Origin of the sequence: Nonomuraea sp. NPDC050383, from assembly GCF_044459125.1 — a bacterium.
Lineage (GTDB): Bacteria > Actinomycetota > Actinomycetes > Streptosporangiales > Streptosporangiaceae > Nonomuraea.
Genome location: NZ_JBITIP010000015.1, coordinates 217,573 through 240,155, shown reverse-complemented (window position 1 = coordinate 240,155; position 22,583 = coordinate 217,573). Strand labels below are relative to the sequence as shown.

The window sequence follows — 22,583 nt, the reverse complement described above, 5'->3', positions numbered from 1 at the left end:
GGGGGGGGCCCGCGCGGCGGGGGTGTCCTTCTTTGCGTGCTCGCGGGGGCCGGCGGCGGGGGGGCGGCGGCGGTGGCTCCCCCCCCCCCCCCCCCCCCCCCCCCCCCGCGGCGCATGCCGTCGAGTCGTTCGTCCCATTCCCTGGAGTAGGAGTCCTGCAGCTCCTCCAGATCCCGCTTGAACGTGCTCAGCAGCGACTCGTCGGGGGTTGCCACGCCCGCCAGCCGCTCCTGGGTTCGCCGCTCGTGGTCCTCCTGCGCGGCCCGTACGGCCGCCACGACCTCGCGGCCCAGCTCCTCCGCGTCCAGCCGCATGGCCCGGGCGCTGATCCTCACCTCGACCGGCCGGCTGTCGGCGTCCACCCGGGCGGACACCGTCCCGGCCCGGTTCTCCCCCTGTCCCGTCAGCTCGCGCAGGTCGCGCATGGCCAGCTCGAGCTCGCGCATCGAGCGCTCGCTCTCCCGCACGAGCCGGTCGAGTTCCTGGAAGCGGGGGTCGCCGAACGGAGGCTGGTTGTGGTCCATGGCATCACGCCATCGACCTACGGTTAACGAGCGGGGACCGGCGGCTGACCGATCCGCCAACTGATCATTAAGTTTGCCGCGAGGCGGTGATCTCGGGCGGCGAAACAGGAAGAATTCGTACATGTGACAGTACAAGCACCCATGGCGCCCGGTACGCAGATCCACGTCACCTCCGAGGCGATCCTCTACATCCGTGGACGGGTCGACAAAGAGCTGAAGGGGCATGTGGAGTTCCTCCGGAGCCTGGCCGGAACGCTCGACGTCGACGGGGCCGGCTTCGGCCTCTGCGGTGAGTGGGTGTTGGGCGACACCTACCGGGGCGTGTGCCGCCAGGCCGACGAGGTGCTGGAGCAGGCCGAGCAGGCGGTCGAGAGCTGGGTGGAGGCGCTGACCGTGTGCGAGCGGAACTGGCGGGCGGCCGAGGACCACAGCATCGTGAAGTCCCGCTGACATGGGACCCTTCGCCGGCTCCGCCTACGGTCCTCTGCCCATTCTGGGCGAGTACAGCCCATACCCGCGGCCCCCGGTCGAGCCGGTCGGGCCCAGGGTGCTGGAGGCGCTGAAGGCGCTCGGCAAGATCTCCCTCTGGCTGCTGCCCGGCGTCGCCATCGCGAGCACCGCCATCGCCAACGAACCCGGCATGGCGCAGGCGGCGGCCAACTGGAAGAGCGGGATGGCCGCCCGCATGGACGGCGGCGTGAAGCAGCTGCTGTCGCAGCTGGCCAGCGCGCAGAAGAACAGCTGGATAGCCGCCGACAGGGGGGAGTACGAGCGGGTCCTGTGGATGTTCGACACGGAGATGGAGGCGCTCCGCAGTGCCTTCACGCAGATCGGCGGCATGATCGACGAGGTGGCGGCGGGCTACCGGGGCTACTGGCTCAAACTGGCCGCCACGGCTGGAGGCTGCGTCACCGCCCTGCTGACCGCCAAACTCCTCCAGCGGATGCCGCACACGGCGGCCGCCGGCATGCTGTACGAGAAGATCATCGCCACGGCCACCAACGGGGCGGTGGCCGTGTTCACCCTTCTCCTGCGAGGGGGGATGCAGGCGGCGGGCGACATCCTCGGCACCATGATGAAGAAGGACCACCAGTTCGGCTACGTCTTTCCCGGCGCCGGCGCGGCTGTGAACTTCAAGCAGGCCACCATCGACACCAAGCTCTACCCGTCGTACCAGGAACCGACCAGGCCGGGCGAGCTGCCCCCTGGTTACCAGAACTTCGACTGGGTGGCGCCCGGGAAGTAGTCGCAGTCTTGGAGTGCGGCCTTCGGTGGCATCGGGCAAATGGTGCAGCTACTCTGAAATGCCATGATCGTACGAGTGGGGTTGGCTGCCCTCTTCCTCCTGGGCAGCGCCGCCGCCCCCGCGGTGGCGGCGCCGCTCCCGCAGGCCAAAGCGGTCGTGCGACAGGACGCAGCCCCTGAGCGATGCACACCAGAGGCCGGAACCGGCAAGATCAGCCAGTCATGGGCCCTCCGGCGACTGGACTTCACCAGGGTGTGGGGGCTGACGAGGGGCGAGGGCGTCACGGTCGCGGTCATCGACAGCGGCGTGGACATACGTCACCGGCAACTGGCCGTCAGCAAGCAGATCGACCTGACCGGCACGGGACACCGTGACTGCGTCGGGCACGGCACGGCCGTCGCCGGGATCATCGCGGCCCGGCCCAGGACCGGCGTCCCGTTCTACGGCATAGCACCCGGCGTCCGGCTCATCTCCATCAAGCAGGCCAACAGCACCACCGGCGACGTGGGGCTCCTGGCCAAGGGCATCGTCAAGGCCGCCGAGCTGGGCGTCGACGTGATCAACATCTCCATGCAGACGTCCGACCAGCCGGACCTGAAGGCGGCGGTGCAGTACGCGCTGTCCCAGGACATCGTCGTGGTGGCGGCCGCGGGCAACGTCAACCCGGGCGAGAAGTCACCGCGCATCTACCCCGCGGCGTACGAGGGAGTGCTGTCGGTCGGTTCGGTCACCGAGGACGGCAGGCGGTCGGACTTCTCCAACGCCCAGGGCAAGGTCTCGGTGCTGGCCCCGGGCCAGAACCTGGTCACCACGTGGACGGGCGGCCTTTACAGGACGGAGCAGGAGGGCACCAGCTTCGCCGCACCGTACGTGGCCGGGGTCGCGGCCCTGGTGCGCGCCCGGCACCCGCGGCTGACCCAGCAGCAGGTGCGCTGGCGCATCGAGCGGACGGCGGACGGCGCGCTCGGCAACGGCACCGGAGCCGGGGTGGTCAACCCATGGCTCGCGGTCACTCAGGTGCTGGTGTCGGAGCAGATCGCGCTGGCTCCGCCCGAGCCCGCGCCGCTGCCGGCGGACGTGGTGACCAAGGCGCCACCGGTCGACCAGCGGGCCATCACGATGGCGAGCTCCGTGGCCGTCGGCGCCCTCGTGCTGGCGGGTCTCACCGTGGCGGGGCGGGTGTTCGGCCCCAGGGGCAGGAGACGCGGATGGCGCGCGGGCTAGGCCGTGTTTCCAGTGCCGGCCATGACACCATGATCACGATCTGAGGGAAGGAGCCGCTCGGTGGTGGTGCTCGATGTTCACTACAAAGCCCTGGAGGACTGCGGCAGAGCCGCCTACAGGCTGGCCAAGGACTTCGACCGGGCCTACGGCGAGTTGAAGCCGGCCGCGGAGACCGACGCCGCCAAGCTCTTCGGCAAGCTCGACGGCGCCGGGGCCCTCGTCGGCCAGATCAAGAAGGTCGACGAAGAGACCATCAAGAAGGAGTTCGGCGAGGCCGCCGAGCGGTTGCGGGCGGTGGAGAAGGCGCTGGACAAGGTCGAGCAGAACGTCAAGGAAGCGGACACGCCGTGATCGCCAGTTCGGTCATCCGAGAGTTGTCCGGCGGCGCCAGGCTGGCCGACATCATCGACAAGGTGGACGGCGACCCCACGGCCATCCAGAACGTCGCCAACCGCTGGCGCAACGCCGGTGCCACGGCCCTCGACTACGTCGGCGGGGTCGGCAACGCGGTGACGAAGGTCGACAACGCCTGGCAGGGCCCCTCCTCCGAGGCGTTCGTGTCGTACATGGGCAAGTTCCGCCGGGCGGGGGAGGGAGTCGACGACGGGCTCGTCGCGTGCGCGTCCGCCCTGGAGAAGGTGGCCGAGGACCTGCGTACGGCCCGGCGCGAGATCGACGCCATCGCGGGCCGCCTCCTGGACGACGCGGGCGCCTACCAGCGGCGGTTCTACAAGCAGAATCCCGACGGCACCCAGGCACAGCTCGACAAGGCCATCGCCAAGCTCGCCAATGACGCCGCCGACGAGGCCGAACCGAAGCTCAAGCCGGTCCACGACGAGATCTCCAGAGCGGCCACGACCATCGGGGCCAGGATCGGCGACGCGAAGATCTACAGCTTCTCCGACTTCAAGGCGCCGACGCCGGAGCAGTTCACCGCGACCGCGAACGGCTGGCTGCGCACGCCCGGCTACCAAGCGTCGGACGGCGGCTCCGGCGGCAGCGGCGGCTCCGGCGGAGGCCAGGGCGGCGCCGGCGCGGCGGGCGTGAAGGGCGAGCCGGGCTACGAGTACGGCGGCACCTCCGCCAACGGCGGCACCCCCGCGCCCAAGGCGCAGGTCGTCGACTGGATCAAGGAGGCGCTGAAGATCATCACGTCGCCCGAGATGGCTGGTGTCCTCGCCCAGCGCGGCATCGACGTCAGCGATCTCGACCCGAACGACCCCACGGACATCCAGCGGATCTGGACCGTCATCCATCACGAGTCGGGGGGCAACCCCAACGCCATCAACAACTGGGACATCAACGCCAAGAACGGCGTGCCGTCACAGGGGCTGATGCAGACGATCCCGCCCACGTTCAACGCCCACAAGCTGCCCGGCCACAACGAGATCCTCAACCCGGTGGACAACATCATCGCCGGGGTGCTCTACACCTACAGCCGCTACGGCAACCTGGCGAACCACCCCGGCATCGAGTCCGTGGAGCACGGCGGTCCCTACCGTCCCTACTGAACCTCCTCGGTCGTGTGGAGGGCGCTCTGGGTGAGCCGGGTGCCCGTCCGCCTCTCCACGAAGTACCCGCGGCCCGCGGGCAGCGGGTGTGGCCTGATGTTGCCGAACACCTGACCCTCGTCCTTGTTGCCCGACATGACCAGGGCCGGGCTCGCCATGTCCTTCAGCTTCGTGATGACCGGGTCGAACATGGCGCGGCCCAGCCCGCCCATCTGCCGGGCCAGCACCAGGTGCAGCCCGATGTCGCGGGCCTGCGGAAGCAGCTCGGCCAGCGGCTGCAGCGGGTTGGAGGAGGTGGCCACGAGGTCGTAGTCGTCGACCACGATGTACAGGTCCGACCCCTGCCACCAGTTGCGCGACCTGAGCTGTTCCGGGGTCAGGTCGGCCGGGGGCAGTCGCTTGAGCAGAGCCGCCTTGGCGTCGTTGATCAGCGCCGCGGCGGCCGTGCTCGACGCGGCGTAGCCGATGCGGTGGTCGGTGACGGCCGAGTCCAGCAATGACCTGCGGTAGTCGATCACGATCATCATGGCCTCGTGCGGTGTCTGCCGGGCCACCAGGCCCTCGCAGATGAGGCGCAGCAGGTTGGACTTGCCGCTCTCCGTGTCGCCGACCACCACGAAGTGCGGGTCCACGTCGAAGTCGAGCAGCACCGGCGACAGGGTGTTCTCGTCGATCCCGATGGGAATCCGCTTGCCCGTCTGGTCGGGTCCGGGCAGCTGCGCGGCCGGCAGGATGGCGGGCAGCAGCCGCACGGGCGGAGCCACGGGCCCCGTCCAGGCCTCCCTGACCGCGTCGGCCAGCGCGCGCAGGCCTTCGGCCAGGTCGTCGGCGCTCTGCACGCCGTCGATGCGCGGCAGCGCCGTCAGGAAGTGCATCCCCTCCTTGGTCAGTCCCCGGCCGGGGGCGCCCTCGGGCACGGCGAGCGCGGCCTTCCTGTTGACCTCGGACTCGTAGGCGTCGCCGAGCTTCAGCTCGACCCTGGTGCCGAACAGGTCGCGGATGCTCGCCCGGAACTCCGACCACTTGTTCGTGGCGGCCATCACGTGGATGCCGTAGCCGAGGCCGCGGGCCGCCAGATCGGTGATCACCGGCTCCAGCGCCTCGAACTCCTGCCGGATCGTCAGCCAGCCGTCCACGACCAGGAAGACGTCACCCCAGCCGTCGCCATCGATCTGCCCGCTCGCCAGCAGCTTGCGGTAGGAGGCGATCGAGTCGACGCCCAGCTCGGCGAAGGTCCGCTCGCGGTCCTGGAGGATGCCGGCGATCTCGGCCACGGTCCGCCGCACCCGGTCGCCGTCGAGGCGGCTGGCCACGCCTCCCACATGCGGCAGGCCCTCCAGCGCCGCCAGCGACCCGCCGCCGAAGTCCAGGCAGTAGAACTGCACCTGGCGGGGTGTGTGGAGGAGCGCCATGCTGGTGATCAGAGTGCGCAGCACGGTGCTCTTGCCGCTCTGCGTGCCGCCCGCGACGCCGACGTGCCCGGCCGCTCCGGACAGGTCCACCCAGTAGGGGTCGCGGCGCTGCTCGAACGGCTTGTCGATGATGCCGACGACCGCGCACATCCGGCCGCGGCCCTCCCAGCCGGTGGTGGACAGGCCGTGCTCGGGCGTGACCGACAGCGGGGGCAGCAGGTGACCGACCAGGGGCGGCTCGCCCAGCGGCGGCAGCCAGATGGGGTGCGCGGGCGGTCCCTGGCCCTGCAGCCGGCCGACCACGACGTCGAGGAGGCTCGTCTGGGAGGAGGCCTCCTCGGCCGGGGCCTTCTCCTCGGGGGCCTCCTCCACGGCGGGCAGGGGGACGTACGTGGGGCCGTACTCCACGATGTTGTCGCTCGGCCCCCCGCCGCCGCTGCCGGCTGTGAGGTGCTGGGCGGGCGCGTACGGCCCGGACACGTAGGCTGCCTTGAACCTGGTCATACCCGTGGTGTCGAACTTCAGGAACGCGTTGCCCGGCGCGGAGGGCAGCTCGTAGGCGTCCGCCACACCCAGCACCACGCGGCTCTCCATGGCCGAGAAGGTGCGCAGGCCGATCCGGTAGGACAGGTGCGTGTCCAGGCCGCGCAGCCGGCCCTCCTCCAGACGCTGCGAGGCCAGCAGCAGGTGCACCCCGAGCGATCGGCCCAGCCGGCCGATCATCACGAACAGCTCGATGAACTCGGGTTTCGCGGTCAGCAGCTCGCTGAACTCGTCGAGGACGACGAACAGCGTCGGCATCGGGGCCAGATCGACGCCCTGCTCGCGGGCCCGCTCGTAGTCGCGCAGCGAGGCGTAGTTGCCCGCCGCGCGCAGCAGCTCCTGCCTCCTGACCATCTCGCCGTGCAGGGCGTCGTGCATGCGGTCGACCAGGGGAAGCTCGTCGGCCAGGTTGGTGATGACCGCCGAGACGTGCGGGAGCGCATCCAGGCCGAGGAACGTCGCGCCGCCCTTGAAGTCGACGAGGACGAAGTTGAGAATCTCCGAGGAGTGGGTGACGGCCAGCCCGAGGACCAGGGTGCGCAGCAGCTCGCTCTTGCCCGAGCCGGTCGCGCCGATGACCAGGCCGTGCGGTCCCATGCCGCCCTGCGCCGACTCCTTGATGTCCAGCTCGACCACGCGGCCGTCGGCGCCGAGCCCGATGGGCACGCGCAGCCGGTTGCGCCCCGCCCTGGACCGCCAGGTCACGGCCGGGTCGAGCCGGGTCGGGTCGCCGACGCCGAGCAGGTCCGTCAGAGTGGTGTTGACGGCGAGCACGTCTTGGGTCTCGCCGCCCGCCGTGGACAGCCGCAGCGGCGCGAGCTGCCTGGCCAGGCCCTCGGCCCGCGCGTAGTCGAGCACGTCGGGGTCGCCCAGCCGCGTCCGCTGCTCCTTGCCCGCGTGGTCGATCTTGACCATGTGGAAGCCGTCGTGCTGGATGTCGAGCCGCAGCATAATCCGTTCCTCGACGTGCCCCGCGGCATCGGACAGGTCGATCACGGTGAGTCCCTGGATGGCGTCCCCGCCGATCTGCGACTCGTGCGGCACGTGCCCGCCGTCGATGATCACGATGTGGTACGGCAGCGCGTCCGCGGGCGCGCCGGGCTTGAACCGGGCCCGTTCCTTGAGCTCGCCGCCGACCAGCCTGTCGAGGGCCGAAAGGTCGTCCGACAGAAGGCGCACCGGGCCTGCCGCGTCGACCTCCTCCGGATGCAGGGCGTGCGGCAGCCACTTGACCCAGTCCCAGTGGGGCATCGACTCCTCGCCGGCGCACACCATGATCCGCATGTCGTCCGGCGAGTGGAACACCGCGAGCTGGCAGACCATCGCCCTGACGAGCGACCGCATGGCCGCGAGATCACCGCTCAGCTTGATGCGGGCGAACGAGCCGAGCGCCACCGCGACGGGCAGCCGTGACACCGTCGAGTGGGCCCTGACGAATCTGCGCAACGCTCCTGCCGTCAGCGCGTCCAGGTCCTCGACCGGTTTGGAGTCCGGCGGCACCAGCTGGACGGCCAGCTTCTGCACGCCGGTGCCCAGCCGTGCGGTGCTGAAGTCCTCGTCGCGCGGCCTGCGCTCCCACAGGCGCGGGCCCATCGCCACCCACCACAGCGAGTCGGGGGCGGGCCCACTCCACTCCAGGGCCTCGCGCTGCTGCTTCGCGGCGCTGCGGGCCTTCCTGCGGATCTGCCCCAGATAGCGGAAGAAGTCGCGCCGCTGGTTGTTGAGCCGGTTCTTGCGGTCGCTCGACTGGCGGCCCATCTGACCGAGCGTCATGCCCACCATCGAGAAGGCGAACAGGCCGCTCGCCACGTACATGAGGGGGTTGCCGTTGCCGCCCGCGGTGAACATCAGCCCCATGGCGGCGCCGCCCGCGACCATCGGCAGGTAGGTGAGGACCCCCATGAAGCCCTGGCTCTGCACCTCGGGGATCTCGGGTGGAGACTCCAGCAGCACCTCGCCGCGCGGCGGCTTGGGCGGTGGGCGGCGTTCGGGACGGCGCACGATGACGATTCCCACCGGATGGGCCTCCTGGTGTTCCGCGATGACTTTCTCGCCTGGCACTCGAGAATGAGGTGCGCCCGATATGTTTCCATAAGTGACCACACGGGGTTGTGGGAAAGGGGAGCAGTGAGGCAACAGCCGGGACCGGGCGCGCAGGGGGCGGTGCAGGGCCCCTTCATGCCCAGGCCGACGCACGCGGGGCCGATGCCCCCTGGTCCGGTGCCGCCCGGAGCCGTTCCCCCTGGAGCCGTTCCACCCGGAGGCGTTCCCCCCGGGGCCGTTCCGCCCGGAGGCGTCCCCCCTGGAGGCGTTCCCCCTGGAGCGCTGCCGCCGGGCGGGCTGCCGCCGGGGCAGGGACCGCACGGTCCCGTCCCCCTGCCCCCGCAGGGACCCATGGGCCTGGGCCATCCCCCGTCCGGACCGGCGCGGCAGGGAGCGCTGCCGCAGGTCTCGGCGCCGCTGCCGCCGCTGTGCCATGTCACCGTCGTCGCGCCGCGCAAGCGGGCCGACCTCGCGCTGCCCGCGGACATCCCGCTGCCCAACGTCCTGCCCGGCCTGCTGCGCGCGGTCGGTGAGGTGGACGGCGACGCGGCCGCGGGGCCCGGCTGGGTGCTGCAGCGGCTCGGAGGGCAGCCCTTCGACCTCGGCCAGAGCCTCGGCGCCGTGGGCGTGCTCGACGGCGAGGTGCTGTACCTGCGGCCGCGCGACGCGATCCTGCCGCCCGCGCTGTTCGACGACGTGGCCGACGTGGTCGCCACCGGCGTGAAGGACGGCGGCGGCGAGTGGCTGTCGTCCCACACCCGGCGGTTCGGCCTCGGCGCGGCCTGCACCCTCCTGGCGGCGGGGGCACTGGCCCTGATGCTCTCGCGGGCGCCGTGGCCGCTGACCGTCATCGTGGCGGGGGTTTTCGCGCTGCTGCTCGTCGCGACGGGCACGATCATGTCGCGGGCGATGGGCCAGGCGGGCTCCGGTGCCCCCATGGGCTACGCCGCGCTGCCGTACGCGTTCCTCACCGGCCTGCTGTTCCCGGTCGGCGATGCCGGGTTCGGCGCCGCCGGGGTCCCGAGCCTGCTGGCGGCCTTCGCGTGCACGGCGCTGGTCGCCACGTTCGGCGGCACGCTGATCGCCGACGGCAGCCCGGGCTTCCTCGGCGTGGCCATCGCCTCGGTCGCCGGGGTGGTGATGACCGCCGTCCTGATGTTCTCGGCCCTGCCCGCCGCCGGTGTCGCGGCGATGACCGTCACCGTGCTGCTGGCCTTCACCCCGCTCATCCCGACGCTGTCGTTCCGCCTGGCGGGGGTGCCGCTGCCGAGCATGCCGACGACGGCGGACGAGCTGCGCAGCGACAACCAGCAGCTCGACGCGGTGGGCGTCAGGGAGCGCACCGGCCGGGCCAGGCGCTACGTGACGGGGATGGTGGCGGGCATCACGCTGACGGCCGTGATCGCCCAGATCTTCCTCGTGGTGGACGGCGGGATGCTGGCGAGGATCATGTCCGTGGTGATCTCGCTGACGCTGCTGATGCGCGCCCGGGTCTTCAGCGGATTCGGCGCCCGGCTGTGGCTCAACATCGCGGGCCTGGCCGGGCTGACCGTGCTGGCGGTCTCGATGAGCCTGGGCGCGGGCGGGGTCACCGGGGCGCTCGTGGCCACCGGGTTGCTGTGGCTCGCGCTGATGGCGGCCGGCATCGGCGTCTGGCTGCAGACGAGCAAGCCCTCGCCGTTCTGGGGGAGGGCGGGCGACATCGTGGACCTCATCCTGATCGGCGGCCTGTTCCCGCTGGCGCTGGGGGTTCTCGAGGTGTACGCGTGGGTCCGCGGCCTGTCCGGCTGAGGTGCCCGTTGTCGAAGGAGGGTCAGTGGACGACTACCAGAACTTCCCCGGGATCGACGTCGACAGGCTGCTGAAGATCGCTGAGCAGCAGGTGGCGCAGGCCGAGGAGGCGCAGAAGGCGCTGTCCGCCGTCGTCGGGCGGGCCAGCGACGCGGACAACCTGGTGCACGTCGAGTTCGGCGGCCAAGGACTGCGGGAGCTGGAGCTGCGGCCCAAGGCGATGCGGCTGGGCTCCGAGGAGCTGGCCGAGAAGATCAAGGCCACCATCCAGGCGGCCGTCGCCGACCACCAGGCACGCGTCGAGGAGGCGATGGTGGAGGTCTACGGCGAGGAGGACAACCCGATGCGCCTCGTCAAGGACCCGGACGCCGCCCTGGACCGGCTGCGGAGCGCGGAAGCGGCCTATAACCGAACTTTCGACAGCGTTATGGGCGAGTTAACGGCAATCAGCCGTCGTCTGGATCTTTGACCGTAAACCTGCCCTCAATGGGGTCAACGGTGCTAAATTGCCCGGTGAAGCTCTTGTGTCAGAACACCGCGATTGCCCGCCTCTGTTGCGGCTGTGGTGAAGCTAGAGAACGCGGAGGAACGCGATGGATCTCCAGGGCTACGGGGCAAACGACGAGCAGATCCAACAGGCGCAGATCCGTGTCGTCCAGACCATTGAATGGATCATGGGCATGCGGAAGGGCGTCAAGCAGGAGGTGGACGAGCTGACCGTGGCGGCCTGGCGGGGCGCCGCGTCAGGCAAGTTCAAGACGGCGATGGACAACTGGGACGCGCAGGCGGGCAAGATCGAGGCCGACCTGCGGCGCATCGCCGACGCCATGGGGGCCAACGCGCAGACCTACGCGCAGGTGCGCGGTGAGGTCGAGCAGGCCATGAACCGGGTGGACATGCTCATCAACACGGGCGCCTCCGGCGACCGCTACGCGCAGTAAGGAGAGCGTCATGTCGCAGGTCTACGCCAACTGGCCGCTGATGGAAGCGGCGGTGGGCCAGCTCGCCAAGGTGGTCACCGACCTCAGCACGGAGACCGACCAGATGATCACGGACCTCTCCAAGATCCTCGGTGAGGCGTGGGAGGGTGGCGCCAAGGGCGACTTCATCGACAACCAGGAGATGTGGAACAAGTCCGAGGCTGAAATGCGCCGGCAGCTCGGCGAGGCGGCCGCAGCGGTGCAGACCGCCAAGGAGAACTACATGGCCGCCGAAGCCAGGAACCGGGCGAGCTGGACCAGGTAGCACATCGTGACGGGCGGGCCGACTGCCGGGCAGGGCCCGCCGGCGCTTTTCGGGGAGGAGCATGACCAGCAAAGACGCCATGGAGGGCGGCCAGGACGAGCTCTACGTCGATCCTGACTGGCCCGGGCTCAAGGTCGACAAGGACGTCCTCTTCTACGACGTCGAGAAGCTGCGCGGATTCGCCGGCGAACTCGAGACGCTGCTCACCACGCTCAAGAGCGGATCGGGCACGGTCGAGACGGTGCGGGGCATCCAGCTCGGCGAGGCCGAGATCGGCAAGTGGAAGGCCGCCAGCGACCTGGCGCACAGCGTCGGCAACACCGGAGGCGGTCAGGCTCCCCGAGGAGCCGCCGGGCTCGCCCACGTCTACGGACTCATGGTCAAGGGCATCGAGGACGTCGCGAAAGCGCTGCGCTCGCATGCCGACACCTACGAGAAGTACGACCCGGACGGGGTCCGGCCTAAGTCCTGAGGGGAAGGCAAGTCGTGGCCAAGTCGGAGTTGCTCCTCATCAGGGACGCGTCGCGCATCCCCGAGGACGGGCCGGTCGCCGCTCCACGCGAGCAGATCAAGGCGTGGCTGGAGAGCACCTCGCCTGGTGAGGTGACGAAGGCGGGGCAGACCTTCGCGGACGCGGAGCAGGCGGTGCGCAAGGCCGCCGAGGAGCTGCCCAAGATCGCCAAGCGGCTCGCGGCCGAGTGGGGCGGCGAGACGTCGCCGCACGTGCAGAAGGCCCTGCAGATGCTCAACGCCACCGGGCTCGAGCTCGCCTCCGCCATGGGGCTGATGTCCACGTCGCTGAGCCTGTACGGGAACGAATACCTCCCCCAGGCGCGCCAGAAGATCGCCGCGATACCTGCCGAGAAGCCCGCCGGCACGGAGGAGAACACCGGCGGCGGGACCACCGGGATTCCGCGCTCCGAGACCGGGGAGGACCGTGACCCCGACAAGGAGGCGCAGAAGGTCCTTCAGGACCTGAACAAGCGCATCGTCGATCTGTGGGCGATGTACATCCCCCAGCACGTGTTCTACGAGGTGCCCGAGGTGGACATCCCCTCGGACACCGGGGGGCCGAAGCAGGGCCCTGATCTGACCATCACGCCGTTCGGCGCGGGCCTCGGCGGATCGTCAGGGGGCGGCGGCTCGTACAGCGGAGGCGGATTCGACGGCGGCGGGACCTCGGCCGGGCACGACGGCTCCGGCGGCCCCGGCGCCACGGTCGGCGGTTCGCCGGACGCCCGCGACCCGGGCGGCTCCGCCGACGCCCGCGACCCGCAGAACCCCGGAACCGGGCAGGACGGGCAGAACCCCGGGAACGGCCAGGACAGCCCGAACGGGCAGGACGGCTCGCAGCCGGGCGACCGCGGCGACGGCACGGACGGCACGCCCGGAACGGACACGCCGGGCACCGGCCAGGACCAGCAGTCCTCCGGCCGGGACGGGCAGGGTGACGCGCGAGGGGACAGGGAGACCACTCCCGCCGTGATCGGCAAGGATCCGGACCCGCGCAGCACGGACTCCGCCTCGTACTTCCCGCAGCACCAGCCGCTCACGGCCATCAGCACCCCCATCACCACCCCGATCACCACGCCCACCACCCAGTACTCGCCCAACCTCCTCGTGGGCGGGCAGCCGCAGGCGCTGCAGCCCGGATACGGCGTGCCGTCCGTGCTCGGCGGTCCCCAGTACGGCGCGGCGGCGTCCGCCTCCTCGGCCGTCCCGCGCGGGACGGGCAGCGGCATGGGCATGATCCCGCCGGTGCTGGGCGGAGGGGGCGCCGACGGCGGCGGTGAGGAGTACACCACGGACCTGCGCGAGGACCGCAACCCGTTCGCGGTCCAGCTCGACGTGACCACGCCGACGGTGGGGGAGAGGGCCTAGATGGCGACCGACCCGTCGCAGCAGCTCAGCCAGCAGCTCAGCCAGCAGCTCCTGCGGCAGGGCATGCCGCAGCCGTCCTCCATGGTGTCGTTCACCGAGGACGAGATCGCCAAGAGCGGGGGCAGGATCGAAGGCGACCGCGAGCACATGTCCGGTCTCCTGCATCGCACCGGCACCATCACGCTCGGGTTCACCGGCGCCAGCGGCTACGGCCTCAACAATTCGCACGACACGATGCGCGACCAGAAGACCGACACCTACAACGTCGCCCGCCAGGTGCTGAAGTCCTGGTACGACGCGTTCCAGGTCGCCGATGCCCGGTACGTGGCGGCCGAGGACGAGAGCAAGAAGGCCGCCGGCGGGCTGGACAGCGACATTTCGCAGATGGGCGCTCCTGATCTGGGCGGGCTCGGCGCGGGCGGGCTCGGTGCGGGCGGGCTCGGCGCGGGCGGTATGCCGGGGATCGACACGGCGGGTCTGAAGACGCCGGACCTGAACACCTCCGGCCTCAACCAGCCGGATCTGAAGACCCCGAATCTGCAGCAGTCCGATCTCAACCGGCCGGACCTGAACAACCCCGACCTCAAGCAGCCGGATCTGAAGACCCCGGATCTGCAGCAGCCCGATCTCAACCAGCCGGACCTGAACAACCCCGGCCTCAACCAGCCGGATCTGAAGACCCCGGATCTCCAGCAGCCGGACCTCGACCAGCCGGACCTGAAGAATCCTGAGCTCACCACCCCGGGCCTCGACCAGAACGGGCTGGACCCGAGCAAGACCTCGCTCGCGGACTACCAGCCGTCCGTACCGTCGATCCCCTCGACACAGACGCCCGGTGGCGGGGTGACCGACCCCGGCAGGGCCACCGTCGGATACGGCACACCGGGCGGCGGATACACCGGCACCGGGTCCGCCGGCGTCGGAGCGGGCGCCGCCGGGGTGAACAACGTCGCCCGGGCCCTCGCGGGGTCCGGTGCCGGCGGCATGCCGATGATGCCCATGATGCCGGGCGGCATGGCGGGCGGCCGGGCGGACGAGAAGGAGAAGTCCGACTCCACGGCGCTGCGCGCGGACGAGGCCGTGTGGGAGGGCGACGAGGACATCGCGCCCGCCGTGCTGAGCCACGAGGACGTGTGACATGGCGGAAGAGGAGAGCACCGGAGCCAAGGAGCGGTACATCACCGCCGCGACCGTCGCGGCTGGCGCCTCGTTGATCATTCGCCGCCCGCTGGCCTTCTCGATCGCCGCGATGCTCGCCGCGATGATCTGCGACCCGGACGACTTCGCGAAGGCCGTCAACGCGTGGAAGACGAGGGTGGCCGGTGGCGTCACGGACGAGCTGGACAAGGTCAAGGAGGACATCCCCAAGCTGCTCGACTACCTCAAGAAAGAGGTCAAGTGGGAGGGCGAAACCTTCCAGATGGTCGAGAAGGTCATGGCCGACTTCGTGACGGAGTGCGAGAACGACGCCAAGCAGCGTGACGGCGTCGGCGACGGATGCCGTTCCGCCAAGGACCTCTACAACGCGCTGTCCTACGTCGCCGCGGCCGTGGGTGGTCTCATGGTGGCCTGGGCGGCCTTCATGGCGGTGGCCACCGTGTCGTTGTGGGGCCGAGCCGCCGCCGAGGTGGCGGTGACACCGGCGCTGGGCCAGACGGCCAACACCACCCGCGGCGCCATGACCAAGGCGCTGATGTTCGCGGGCGCGCTCAGCATGCTGTTCATGGGCGTCACGCAGCTCAGCGCCAAACAGCAGGCCAAGCTCCAGCAGCTTCAGGCGTCGGCGGACTTCTCGCAGCTGGGCCTGGGCAACGACAAGGCGACCGGCATGCTGACGCCCAAGGTCATCATGGGTGACCAGATGAAGAAGATGATGGGCGGCAGCGGGACCGGGACCGGCGCAGGCGCCGGCATGGCCACCTGAGCCCGGTCCTCACACGGCGCGCAGCTCCTCGACCGCGTGACGGGCGGTGGCGGCGTCCACCTCGGGACAGCTGTAGCCCTGGGCGATGACATGCGCGCACAGCTCCTCGTCGGGGCGGATCTGGTGCTCCTCGAGGTAGTAGGTGACGGTGTCGGTCCAGATCCAGGTGCCGTCGGTGCGGAAGCTGAGCGGCACCACCTGGCCTCGCGAGGGGTCGATCCGGTCGATGTCCGTGCCGGTGGTCGACAGGACCGGGGTGCCCGCCCGTAGGTAGGCGGCCAGGCGCGGATCGACCACCCGCGGGTGGTCGGGCAGGAAGTACGGCACCCCGTCACGTGCGCCGTCGAACACCCTGGCCACCGACATCGCGGGCATGATCTGCAGGTAGCCGTTGCTCCACCCGCGCACCCCGTCGAACGCTTCCTCCAACGTCCAGCCGCGGGCGGAGGCCCTCCTCTCCAGCATCGACCGGATCTCTGCCGAGCTGAACTCCAGCTCCCCGTCAGGATGCCGGCTGATCGTGCCGAGCACCTCGCCCGACCTGACTTCCCGTACCTTCAGCGTGCTCATCTTCCCGTGCGCTCCCGTCACCCGACGACCGATCCCGCGCCGAAGTGATGACGGACGCCCGCCACCGGGCCGGACTCCGTGGCGATCAGGGATGTCTCGCCCTTCGCGTGCAGCCCCACGTGGTACAGCCGTTCCATCATGAACGAGAACTCCCTCTGCAAACCGTGACGATCGAACTCGGGCTGCAAGGCGTGCAGGCGTTCGGTGATCAGCTCGACGTCCTGCCTGGTGAGCGGGTTCGCGGCGAGCCAGCCGAACGAGCCGTCAGGCAGGCGCCCGACGAAGGCGGACGTGAACGGCTGCATCCGATGGACCTTGAGCCGGTCGTGGTTGAACACACGGGCGTGGTCGATGCCGAAGAGCCTGCCGTCCTCGGTCTTCAGGAGGTTGCCGAAGTGCCGGTCGACGTTCCCGGTCAGTAGGTCGAGCAACCCGATGAGGATCGCATCCCGCCTGCCGCGGTGGCCGCGCAGCACGGAATCGTCGTCCGGCATGGCGGAGCCCTCGATGTACTCCATGATCACGGTGCCGGGGTCGTCCGGGTCCAGGACCGCCCGGGGCACGTTGGCCTCGATCGCCTGCCCCACCAGGGAGGCCACGACCTCCAGCGGCGCGGCGCGCCGCGCGAACCGGTGCATCGTCTTCCTGACGCCCCGCGGCCGGCCGTCCACCCTGATGAGGTCCACCACACCGTCCTCGCCGCCGCCGAGCTCGACGAAGGTGACGTTCTCCGCGCCGAACAGCGACCGCAGCGTCTCGGGAACGGGCGCCGGTTCATGCCGGGGCGCGCTGACCTCGGCGGCGACCGTCGGTGGTGTCACCCTGGCCTCGGGGACGGCGATGCGCCAGGCGCTGTCGCCGCGGCCGGGGAACATGGGCCGGCCGTCGTCCGAGTAGCGCTGTGACGTGGTCGCGTGCACCTGCAGGTAGTCGCCGACGAAGACGTGCCCCTCACTGCCGATGATCTCACGGCCGGTCGTGTCGGCGAGCTCCTGCAGCAGTGCCGGGTTCGCGCCGATCCCGCCACTCAGCACCCTGAGGGCCGCGTCCGGGGCCGCGATGAGCCGGGGGTCGTGCACGAGCATGACGCCCAGGTCCCTGGCGGTGAGCCGGTGGGTTCCGATGAGGAAGTGGGCGCCGTCGCTCGCGATCGCCACGTCGAGGATGCCGGTCGTGGGCCGCAGCAGCCGCGCGTCGGCGGTGGGCATCACCGCGGAGTCCGCGTCGCGATACCACACGCCGGCCGCGACCTCCTGCCTGAACTGCCGGATGAGCTCCTGGTGCCGGGGTTCGAGGGCGGGTGCCTGCCGTACCGCCAGGGGCTCGGCGGGGAGCTCCACCGTGTAGAGCCTGTCCCCTCCTACGCCGTTCGGGGCGGTGTAGGCGCCCTGGTGGACGCCCAGGATCTTGAACCTGGTGCCGGGCGCGTGACTGACCCGGCCGTCGCCGAGGTCGGTGCCCGTCCTCGAGTACATGACGACTTCCATGGGCGCGACATGGAAGGGGAAGTACTCGTGCATGCTGAGCATCGTGTCGGGCGCCTCGGACTCGCTGCCCGGCCGGGTCCGCTTCGCCGGGGCGTCCAGCTCCCGGTAGACGGTGCCCGTGACCGGGGTTCCGGGGCCGAAGTGGTGCTGGGCGGCGACGGCCGGATCCGGGGCCGAGGCGATGAGCGGGGTGTCGCCCTTCGCGTGCAGGCCCACGTGGTAGAGCCGGTCCATCATCACGTCGTACTCGGCCAGCATGCCACGCCGTGCGAACTCGGGGCGAAGGGCGTACAGGCGCTCCGTGAGAAGGTCGACGTCAGTCCTGGTCAGAGGGTTGTCGACCCAGCCGAACCGGCCGTCCGATCCATAGTCCAGGAAGTTACCGCCGAGAGGTTCACCCTGGTAGGCGAGGTCGAGGCGCGTCATGTCGAACGCGCGCGCTTGGTCGATCGCGTAGAGGTCGTCGCCGTCCTCCAGCAGGTTCTCCAGCCTGTCGTGGTTGATGACGAGGATGTCGAGCAGCTCGATCAGCAGCGCTCCGCGCTTGGACTGGGCGTCCGCCCCTAGGATCAGCCGCCCCGGCAGGTGCTCCATCAGAACGGCGTCGGGCATGGTCGGGTGGGGCCGGGCGTGCGCGACGTTCGCCCCGAGCCGCTCGCCCACCAGCGCCGCGAGCAGCTCGGCGTGGAGGGGGCGGGCGTGTCCCGCCCACATGACCTTCCTGACCACGCTGGTCTCCTCGTCCAGCACGAGCAGGTCGACCCTGCCGTCCTCGCCTTCGCCGATGGTGGTCCAGCTGCTCTCGGCCGCGGCCGTGGCCGCGGCGATGACCTCGGCCGTCAGCCCGCGTCTCGGCTCCGGCCAGGCGACGGGAACCTGGGCCGGGCCTTCGGGCGGTGCGACGCGTGCCCTCGGCACGGCACGGTGCCAGCCGCCGTCGTCACTCGCCGGGAAGACCGGCCGGCCGTCGGCGGTGTACTCCTGGACGGACGCGGTGTGCGCCTGGCGGTCCGCGCCGATGTAGATCAGCCGGTCACCGGCGACCACCTCGTGCCCCGTCATGTCGGCGAGTGCCTGCAGCAGGGCACGGTTCTGGGCGAAAGCGCACCCCAGCACGCGCAGGACGGCATCCGGGGCGGCGATCACGAGGGGGTCGTGGGCGAGCATGGTGGCCAGGTCGGCGACGGTGAGCCGATGATCGCCGATGCGGAAGTGGGTGCCGTCGGCCGTGATGCCGATGTCGATGACGCCGGCGGTGGGCCGCAGGAGCCGCGGGTCGGCCGTCGGCAGGACGGGCACGGACGGGTCCCGGTACCACACGCCCGCCGGCACCTGGTGCCTGAACTTCAGGATCAGCTCCCGATGCCTGGCTGTCAGCTCGGGCGCCAGCTGCGCCAGAGGAGTGGCCGCCAGATCGGCGTGGCCCGCCGCGGAGTCGACGATCGACCCGGCGCCCCCGGTGGCGTGCGCGGCGATGCCCGCCCAGCGCTCCATCAGCGCCGCGTACCAGTCCTGCCTGCCTCTGGCCGCGAAGTTCTGCTCCAGGTCCTGCAGCCTGGAGGTGATCCGCGCCACGTCGGCGGCGGTCAGCGGGTTGCCGTCCGTCCAGTGGTGGGCGAACGACGAGGTGTCGCCCTCGCCGAGCACCTCCGTCCGGTCGATGAAGGGCGACGCCCACAGGGAAGCGCCTCTCGGTACGAGCTTGTCGTGCGGCTCGGCGAAGCAGAACTCGTGGTCGATTCCCGCGACCCGGCCGTCCTGCGCCGCCATGAAGTTGGGCCCCCACCTGTCGGTGTTCAGCACCAGAGCGTCACCGAGGCCGATCAGCAGCACGTCCCGCTGGTTGTTCAGCCTTTTCGGCTGCGCGAACCCGTCGAGGTGCTCGATGAGCAGACGAGTGGGGCCCATCCGGTAGACGCGGGGGACCCGCGCGCCGACGACCTCGTAGACCAGTGAGGCGAGTTCCTCCGAGTCGGCGCGCCGCCGAGCGAGCCACGCCTCGCCACTGAAGGACCTGATCTCCGCCAGATCCTTGAGGACCGCGGCCGTGCCGTCGTGGAAGGCGAGCTTCCACACGTTCCCCTCGTTCATCCGGCCGCCGCTGAGTCGCGCGCTCTCCTTCACGCCGGACAGCAGGCCGAGGACCAGTTCGCCGGGGAAGGTCCAGTGGCCGATCCGCGTCGGCTCACGGAAGCCGTCCTGCGCGTGCCAGGGCCGCGGGGCCGGCGCCGACCGGCCGGTGGCGCCGGGGTCGGACCGCTCCTGGCTCGGCCGGCCACGATCCTCCGCTGCTTGCTCGGCCTCGAGGTTCGGGGCAGCGGGCCTGTTGATCAGGTCATCCACGCTGCGGCCGGGACGGGACGCGTTCTTGACCAGCTCGGCCTGCTCCAGAGCGGTGGCGAGTTGGCCGGGGGTGGCCGCCGCGACGACCGGCTGGAAGCCGTCACGGACGGCATCGACGTACAGGTCGAGCAGCGCTGCCGGCCCCCGCGCGGCGACCAGCGCCGTCAGGGCGGTCTGCCCGGTGGGAGCCAGCCGGCCGCCGAACATCTCGGGCCCGGCGAGTTCCACCAGCCGGCCGAGATCCGCCCAGGTCTCCTGCGGGTGGCGGCCGATGTGGCTGACCGCCTCGCCCAGCCACTGGAGGCGCTCGTCCCCGGTCAGGCTCACATACTGCCGGAGGTGCCGTCCCGGGGCGTCGGCCAGGTCGACGGAGGTGTAGGCGCCCTTGCGTTCCAGATCGAGGAACGCTCTGAGCGTCGCGTCGAGTCCGCGCTCCCGGACCAGGTCGCGCATGTGCGCGTCGGCCGTCGCCCCCTCCGGCTGGAAATCGACCCACAGGTGCAGGCGGCCGATGGCGCGCAGCTCCTGCCCGGTCAGCCCGTCCATGCCGGCCGTCGCCGCGACGGCGCGGCCTTCGTGAAGGTGCAGGTCGGTCGTGGTGGCGAAGTCCACCAGCGCGGCGGTCAACGCGTCGGCGTCGCGCTGGGACAGGGCCTCCGCGACCCCGGCGTGTCCGGCCTCCAGCGCGCGCAGCGCCGTGCCGTACACGCCTCTGCGGCCACCGAGCTCATGGGCGGCCCGTTCCGCGGCGGGGGCTGCGGTCTCCGAGCCGCCGAAGACCTCCGCGATCGTGGCCAGCTGCCGTAGCCTGCCGTCCGTCAGGCCGCGCAGGCCAACGTCGCCCGCGATCTCGGAGCCCCGCTGCACCTCCGGGTGCCAGGACTGCATGCTTCGGGGGTCGGACTGATCAGGGTGGTGGAAGCTCACCGCTCCGTCCGGCAGCCCGCTGAACCCGGGCTGCCCCGCGGCGGCGCGGACGGGTGTCCCGGTGAGCGGGTCGATCGGGTTCTCCGGGGCGAACGCGGTGGTGCCCGGACGCCACCACCGGCGGGGCTTACCGGTGTCGGCCGCGGCTGCCGTCCGCGTGGTGTCGCCGGTCTCGGCGGGCTGGGTGGCAGGCACGTCCTGCTCGGTCTCGTCGGATTCGGCGGCCTGGAGGGCCGGGACGTCCTGCTCGGTCTCGTCGTTCTCCTCGCGGCTGAAGAAACCGTCGAGCTCGTCGCCCACGAAGACGGCCAGCATCTCACCGCCGGACCAGGCGTACCGCAGAACGCGCACGTCACCGTCGTCGTGGACCGGGTGGAAGCCCGACTCCTCCAGCTGCTCCCGCAGCGGTTGCTCCCAGCGCCCGTACGGGTAACGGCGACGTTCCCCCACCGACCTGCCGGGCATCCGCACGTCGCCCATGGGCAAGGCGTGCATGTCGTCCTCGCTGAAGCCGACCAGCAGCGCGGGGCCGCCTTCAGCGGTGGCGTCCACGTCGACGATGCGCACGCCGCGGTAGTGCCGGGGCTCCCTCTTCAGGTACAGGACGGGGTCGCCGGTGCCGGTGCGCTGGACGAGCCGCGAGACGCCTCTCCAGTACGGGCTGGTGCCGAGCCAGCCGCCTCCGCCGGGGTGGCGCGGCGCGGCAGCCGTGGTCGTGCCGGGCAGCAGCCCGGAGATCCCCGCGTCCGCCGACAGCACCGACGAGAAGAAGACCTTGATGTCCTGCGGGTCTACGCGCGGCATGTGGATGTTGTCACCGTAGAAGCCGTGCGCGGCGATCAGCTCGCCCGCCCGGCCCGGGAAGCGCAGCTCCTTCCGGGACGCCTTGTGCACGACCACGTAGTCGGGGCTGTAGCCGAGCATGTCGCCGAAGGGTGAGCGGACGGGGAACAGCGGCATCTCCCGCCGGACCTCGAACTCCTGGCCGCCGATGGTGATCCGGTCGAAGCCGGGCAACTGGTCGTCCAGCATCCTGATGAGGCGCAGCGGCATGGCGAGATCCGTGTGCCCCGTCCCCTCGATCTGCGCGAGGTGGTCGTCGTGCCTGACCACCCCGGCGACGTCACCCTGCCAGCCCTCCGTGACCTGGTGCGGGAGCTGCTTCTCCAGAGCCCGCACGTCGTCGAGCCGGCCGGGCGACGCGGCGTCCAGCATGGCGTGGATCGTGGCGGTGTCGGCGTGGACGAGCACGTGGCGGACGTGGGCGTCGTCCGGCCGGACCGTCCACTCCAGCCACGTGTCGCTCACCCGCACGCCCTCGGCGGAACCGCCGAGCAGGTGCGCGCCCCGCGGGGCGGCGATCCGGTACAGGGTCTCGGCCTGCCCGTCCGTCGTGATCGCCAGGGTGGTGGCCTGGTCGTCCGACCTGATCCGCATGCCGGCGCCGTCGTCGTGGACCACGTGGAGTTCTTCCGGCTGGGCGGTGGCGTCGGTGACCTGCCGGTACAGGACGACACTCGAGTCGGCCGACTGGTGGAGCACGAACGGCCCGCCCCGCCAGAACGGCGTGGCGCCAAGCTGCCCGAACCCCGACAGGTCGGCGGGCGAGGCGGTCAACCGGCGGAGCGACTGCGCGATCTGCGCCGCTTCATGGGGCACCTGGCTGCGGGTTGCCTCGGACGAGGCCGGCGGCAGCTCGACGAACACCGCGCCGCCGTACGACGACGACCAGTCGGTGTTGCAGAGCTCGGTCGTGAACGGCACGCCGGGCCCGGAGTAGTGGTCTTGCTTCAGTCTGACCGCGAAGCTCAGCCCGTTGACCTCCAGCACGGATTCGTTGTTCCTGGTGTCGGCCCGGAGCGTCGCCACGTCGACCAGCCGCTGCTGGGCAGGGCTGAAGGGGACGCTCCAG

The 22,583-nt window shown here is 70.9% G+C and carries 17 protein-coding genes (1 of these 17 running past the window's edge); 13 read left to right on the top strand and 4 right to left on the bottom strand.

The features are described 5' to 3' along the window. Positions 1 to 524 (bottom strand): YbaB/EbfC family nucleoid-associated protein (locus ACIBG4_RS31925; protein ID WP_397204941.1); only part of this gene is annotated, 524 nt, incomplete at its 3' end. A gap of 123 nt (positions 525 to 647) precedes the next feature. Between ACIBG4_RS31925 and ACIBG4_RS31920 the strand changes: the two genes are divergently transcribed. From ACIBG4_RS31920 to ACIBG4_RS31900, 5 genes are all read left to right on the top strand, one after another. Further along, a complete protein-coding gene (locus ACIBG4_RS31920; protein ID WP_397204940.1) occupies positions 648 to 974 on the top strand; it encodes a hypothetical protein in 327 nt (108 codons plus the stop codon). A gap of 1 nt (position 975) precedes the next feature. Further along, a complete protein-coding gene (locus tag ACIBG4_RS31915; protein ID WP_310708291.1) occupies positions 976 to 1,770 on the top strand; it encodes a hypothetical protein in 795 nt (264 codons plus the stop codon). Between the two features lie 63 nt (positions 1,771 to 1,833). Beyond that, entirely contained in the window at positions 1,834 to 2,994 is a 1,161-nt protein-coding gene (gene mycP / locus ACIBG4_RS31910) for a type VII secretion-associated serine protease mycosin (RefSeq protein WP_397204939.1), read from the top strand. A 60-nt stretch (positions 2,995 to 3,054) separates the two neighbouring features. Next, a complete protein-coding gene (locus ACIBG4_RS31905) occupies positions 3,055 to 3,345 on the top strand; it encodes a hypothetical protein (RefSeq protein ID WP_310708289.1) in 291 nt (96 codons plus the stop codon). After that, a complete protein-coding gene (locus ACIBG4_RS31900) occupies positions 3,342 to 4,505 on the top strand; it encodes a transglycosylase SLT domain-containing protein (RefSeq protein WP_397204938.1) in 1,164 nt (387 codons plus the stop codon). Before ACIBG4_RS31905 ends, ACIBG4_RS31900 begins: the two co-directional genes overlap by 4 nt. Here ACIBG4_RS31900 and eccCa read toward each other — a convergent pair. Next, positions 4,499 to 8,476, bottom strand: a complete 3,978-nt coding sequence (gene eccCa, locus ACIBG4_RS31895; RefSeq protein WP_397204937.1) for a type VII secretion protein EccCa — start codon at positions 8,474 to 8,476, stop codon at positions 4,499 to 4,501. The two genes, ACIBG4_RS31900 and eccCa, sit on opposite strands and share 7 nt — an antisense overlap. Positions 8,477 to 8,854: 378 nt before the next feature. Here eccCa and eccD point away from each other — a divergent pair, with 378 nt between their 5' ends. From eccD to ACIBG4_RS31855, 8 genes are all read left to right on the top strand, one after another. Beyond that, positions 8,855 to 10,294 carry a type VII secretion integral membrane protein EccD gene (gene eccD / locus ACIBG4_RS31890; protein ID WP_397204936.1) on the top strand — a complete coding sequence of 480 codons (1,440 nt, stop codon included), beginning with the start codon at positions 8,855 to 8,857 and terminating at the stop codon, positions 10,292 to 10,294. Between the two features lie 25 nt (positions 10,295 to 10,319). Continuing rightward, entirely contained in the window at positions 10,320 to 10,763 is a 444-nt protein-coding gene (locus tag ACIBG4_RS31885; protein WP_355440303.1) for a YbaB/EbfC family nucleoid-associated protein, read from the top strand. 124 nt (positions 10,764 to 10,887) lie between these two features. Then, complete coding sequence (locus ACIBG4_RS31880) at positions 10,888 to 11,235, top strand: WXG100 family type VII secretion target (protein ID WP_310708284.1); 348 nt, start codon at positions 10,888 to 10,890, stop codon at positions 11,233 to 11,235. 10 nt (positions 11,236 to 11,245) lie between these two features. Next, the gene (locus ACIBG4_RS31875) at positions 11,246 to 11,539 is read left to right on the top strand and encodes a WXG100 family type VII secretion target (protein ID WP_310708283.1); all 294 of its coding nucleotides are present in this window, start codon (positions 11,246 to 11,248) and stop codon (positions 11,537 to 11,539) included. Positions 11,540 to 11,600: 61 nt separating this feature from the next. Beyond that, the gene (locus tag ACIBG4_RS31870) at positions 11,601 to 12,011 is read left to right on the top strand and encodes a hypothetical protein (protein WP_310708282.1); all 411 of its coding nucleotides are present in this window, start codon (positions 11,601 to 11,603) and stop codon (positions 12,009 to 12,011) included. Positions 12,012 to 12,025: 14 nt separating this feature from the next. Further along, on the top strand, positions 12,026 to 13,420 hold the full coding sequence (locus ACIBG4_RS31865; RefSeq protein WP_397204935.1) for a hypothetical protein: 1,395 nt from the start codon (positions 12,026 to 12,028) through the stop codon (positions 13,418 to 13,420). After that, positions 13,421 to 14,557 (top strand): hypothetical protein, encoded by a 1,137-nt coding sequence (locus ACIBG4_RS31860; protein ID WP_397204934.1) that lies wholly within the window; start codon positions 13,421 to 13,423, stop codon positions 14,555 to 14,557. A gap of 1 nt (position 14,558) precedes the next feature. Then, positions 14,559 to 15,344, top strand: coding sequence for a hypothetical protein (locus ACIBG4_RS31855; protein ID WP_397204933.1), 786 nt, complete (start codon positions 14,559 to 14,561; stop codon positions 15,342 to 15,344). Positions 15,345 to 15,353: 9 nt separating this feature from the next. Here ACIBG4_RS31855 and ACIBG4_RS31850 read toward each other — a convergent pair whose 3' ends face one another. Then, positions 15,354 to 15,914, bottom strand: a complete 561-nt coding sequence (locus tag ACIBG4_RS31850) for a hypothetical protein (protein ID WP_355440319.1) — start codon at positions 15,912 to 15,914, stop codon at positions 15,354 to 15,356. Between the two features lie 17 nt (positions 15,915 to 15,931). Further along, positions 15,932 to 22,583: the 3' end of a hypothetical protein gene (locus ACIBG4_RS31845; RefSeq protein ID WP_397204932.1), read on the bottom strand. Its footprint extends 22,073 nt past the window's final position; the window shows 6,652 of its 28,725 coding nt (coding positions 22,074-28,725); its start codon lies beyond the right edge, outside the window; the stop codon is at positions 15,932 to 15,934.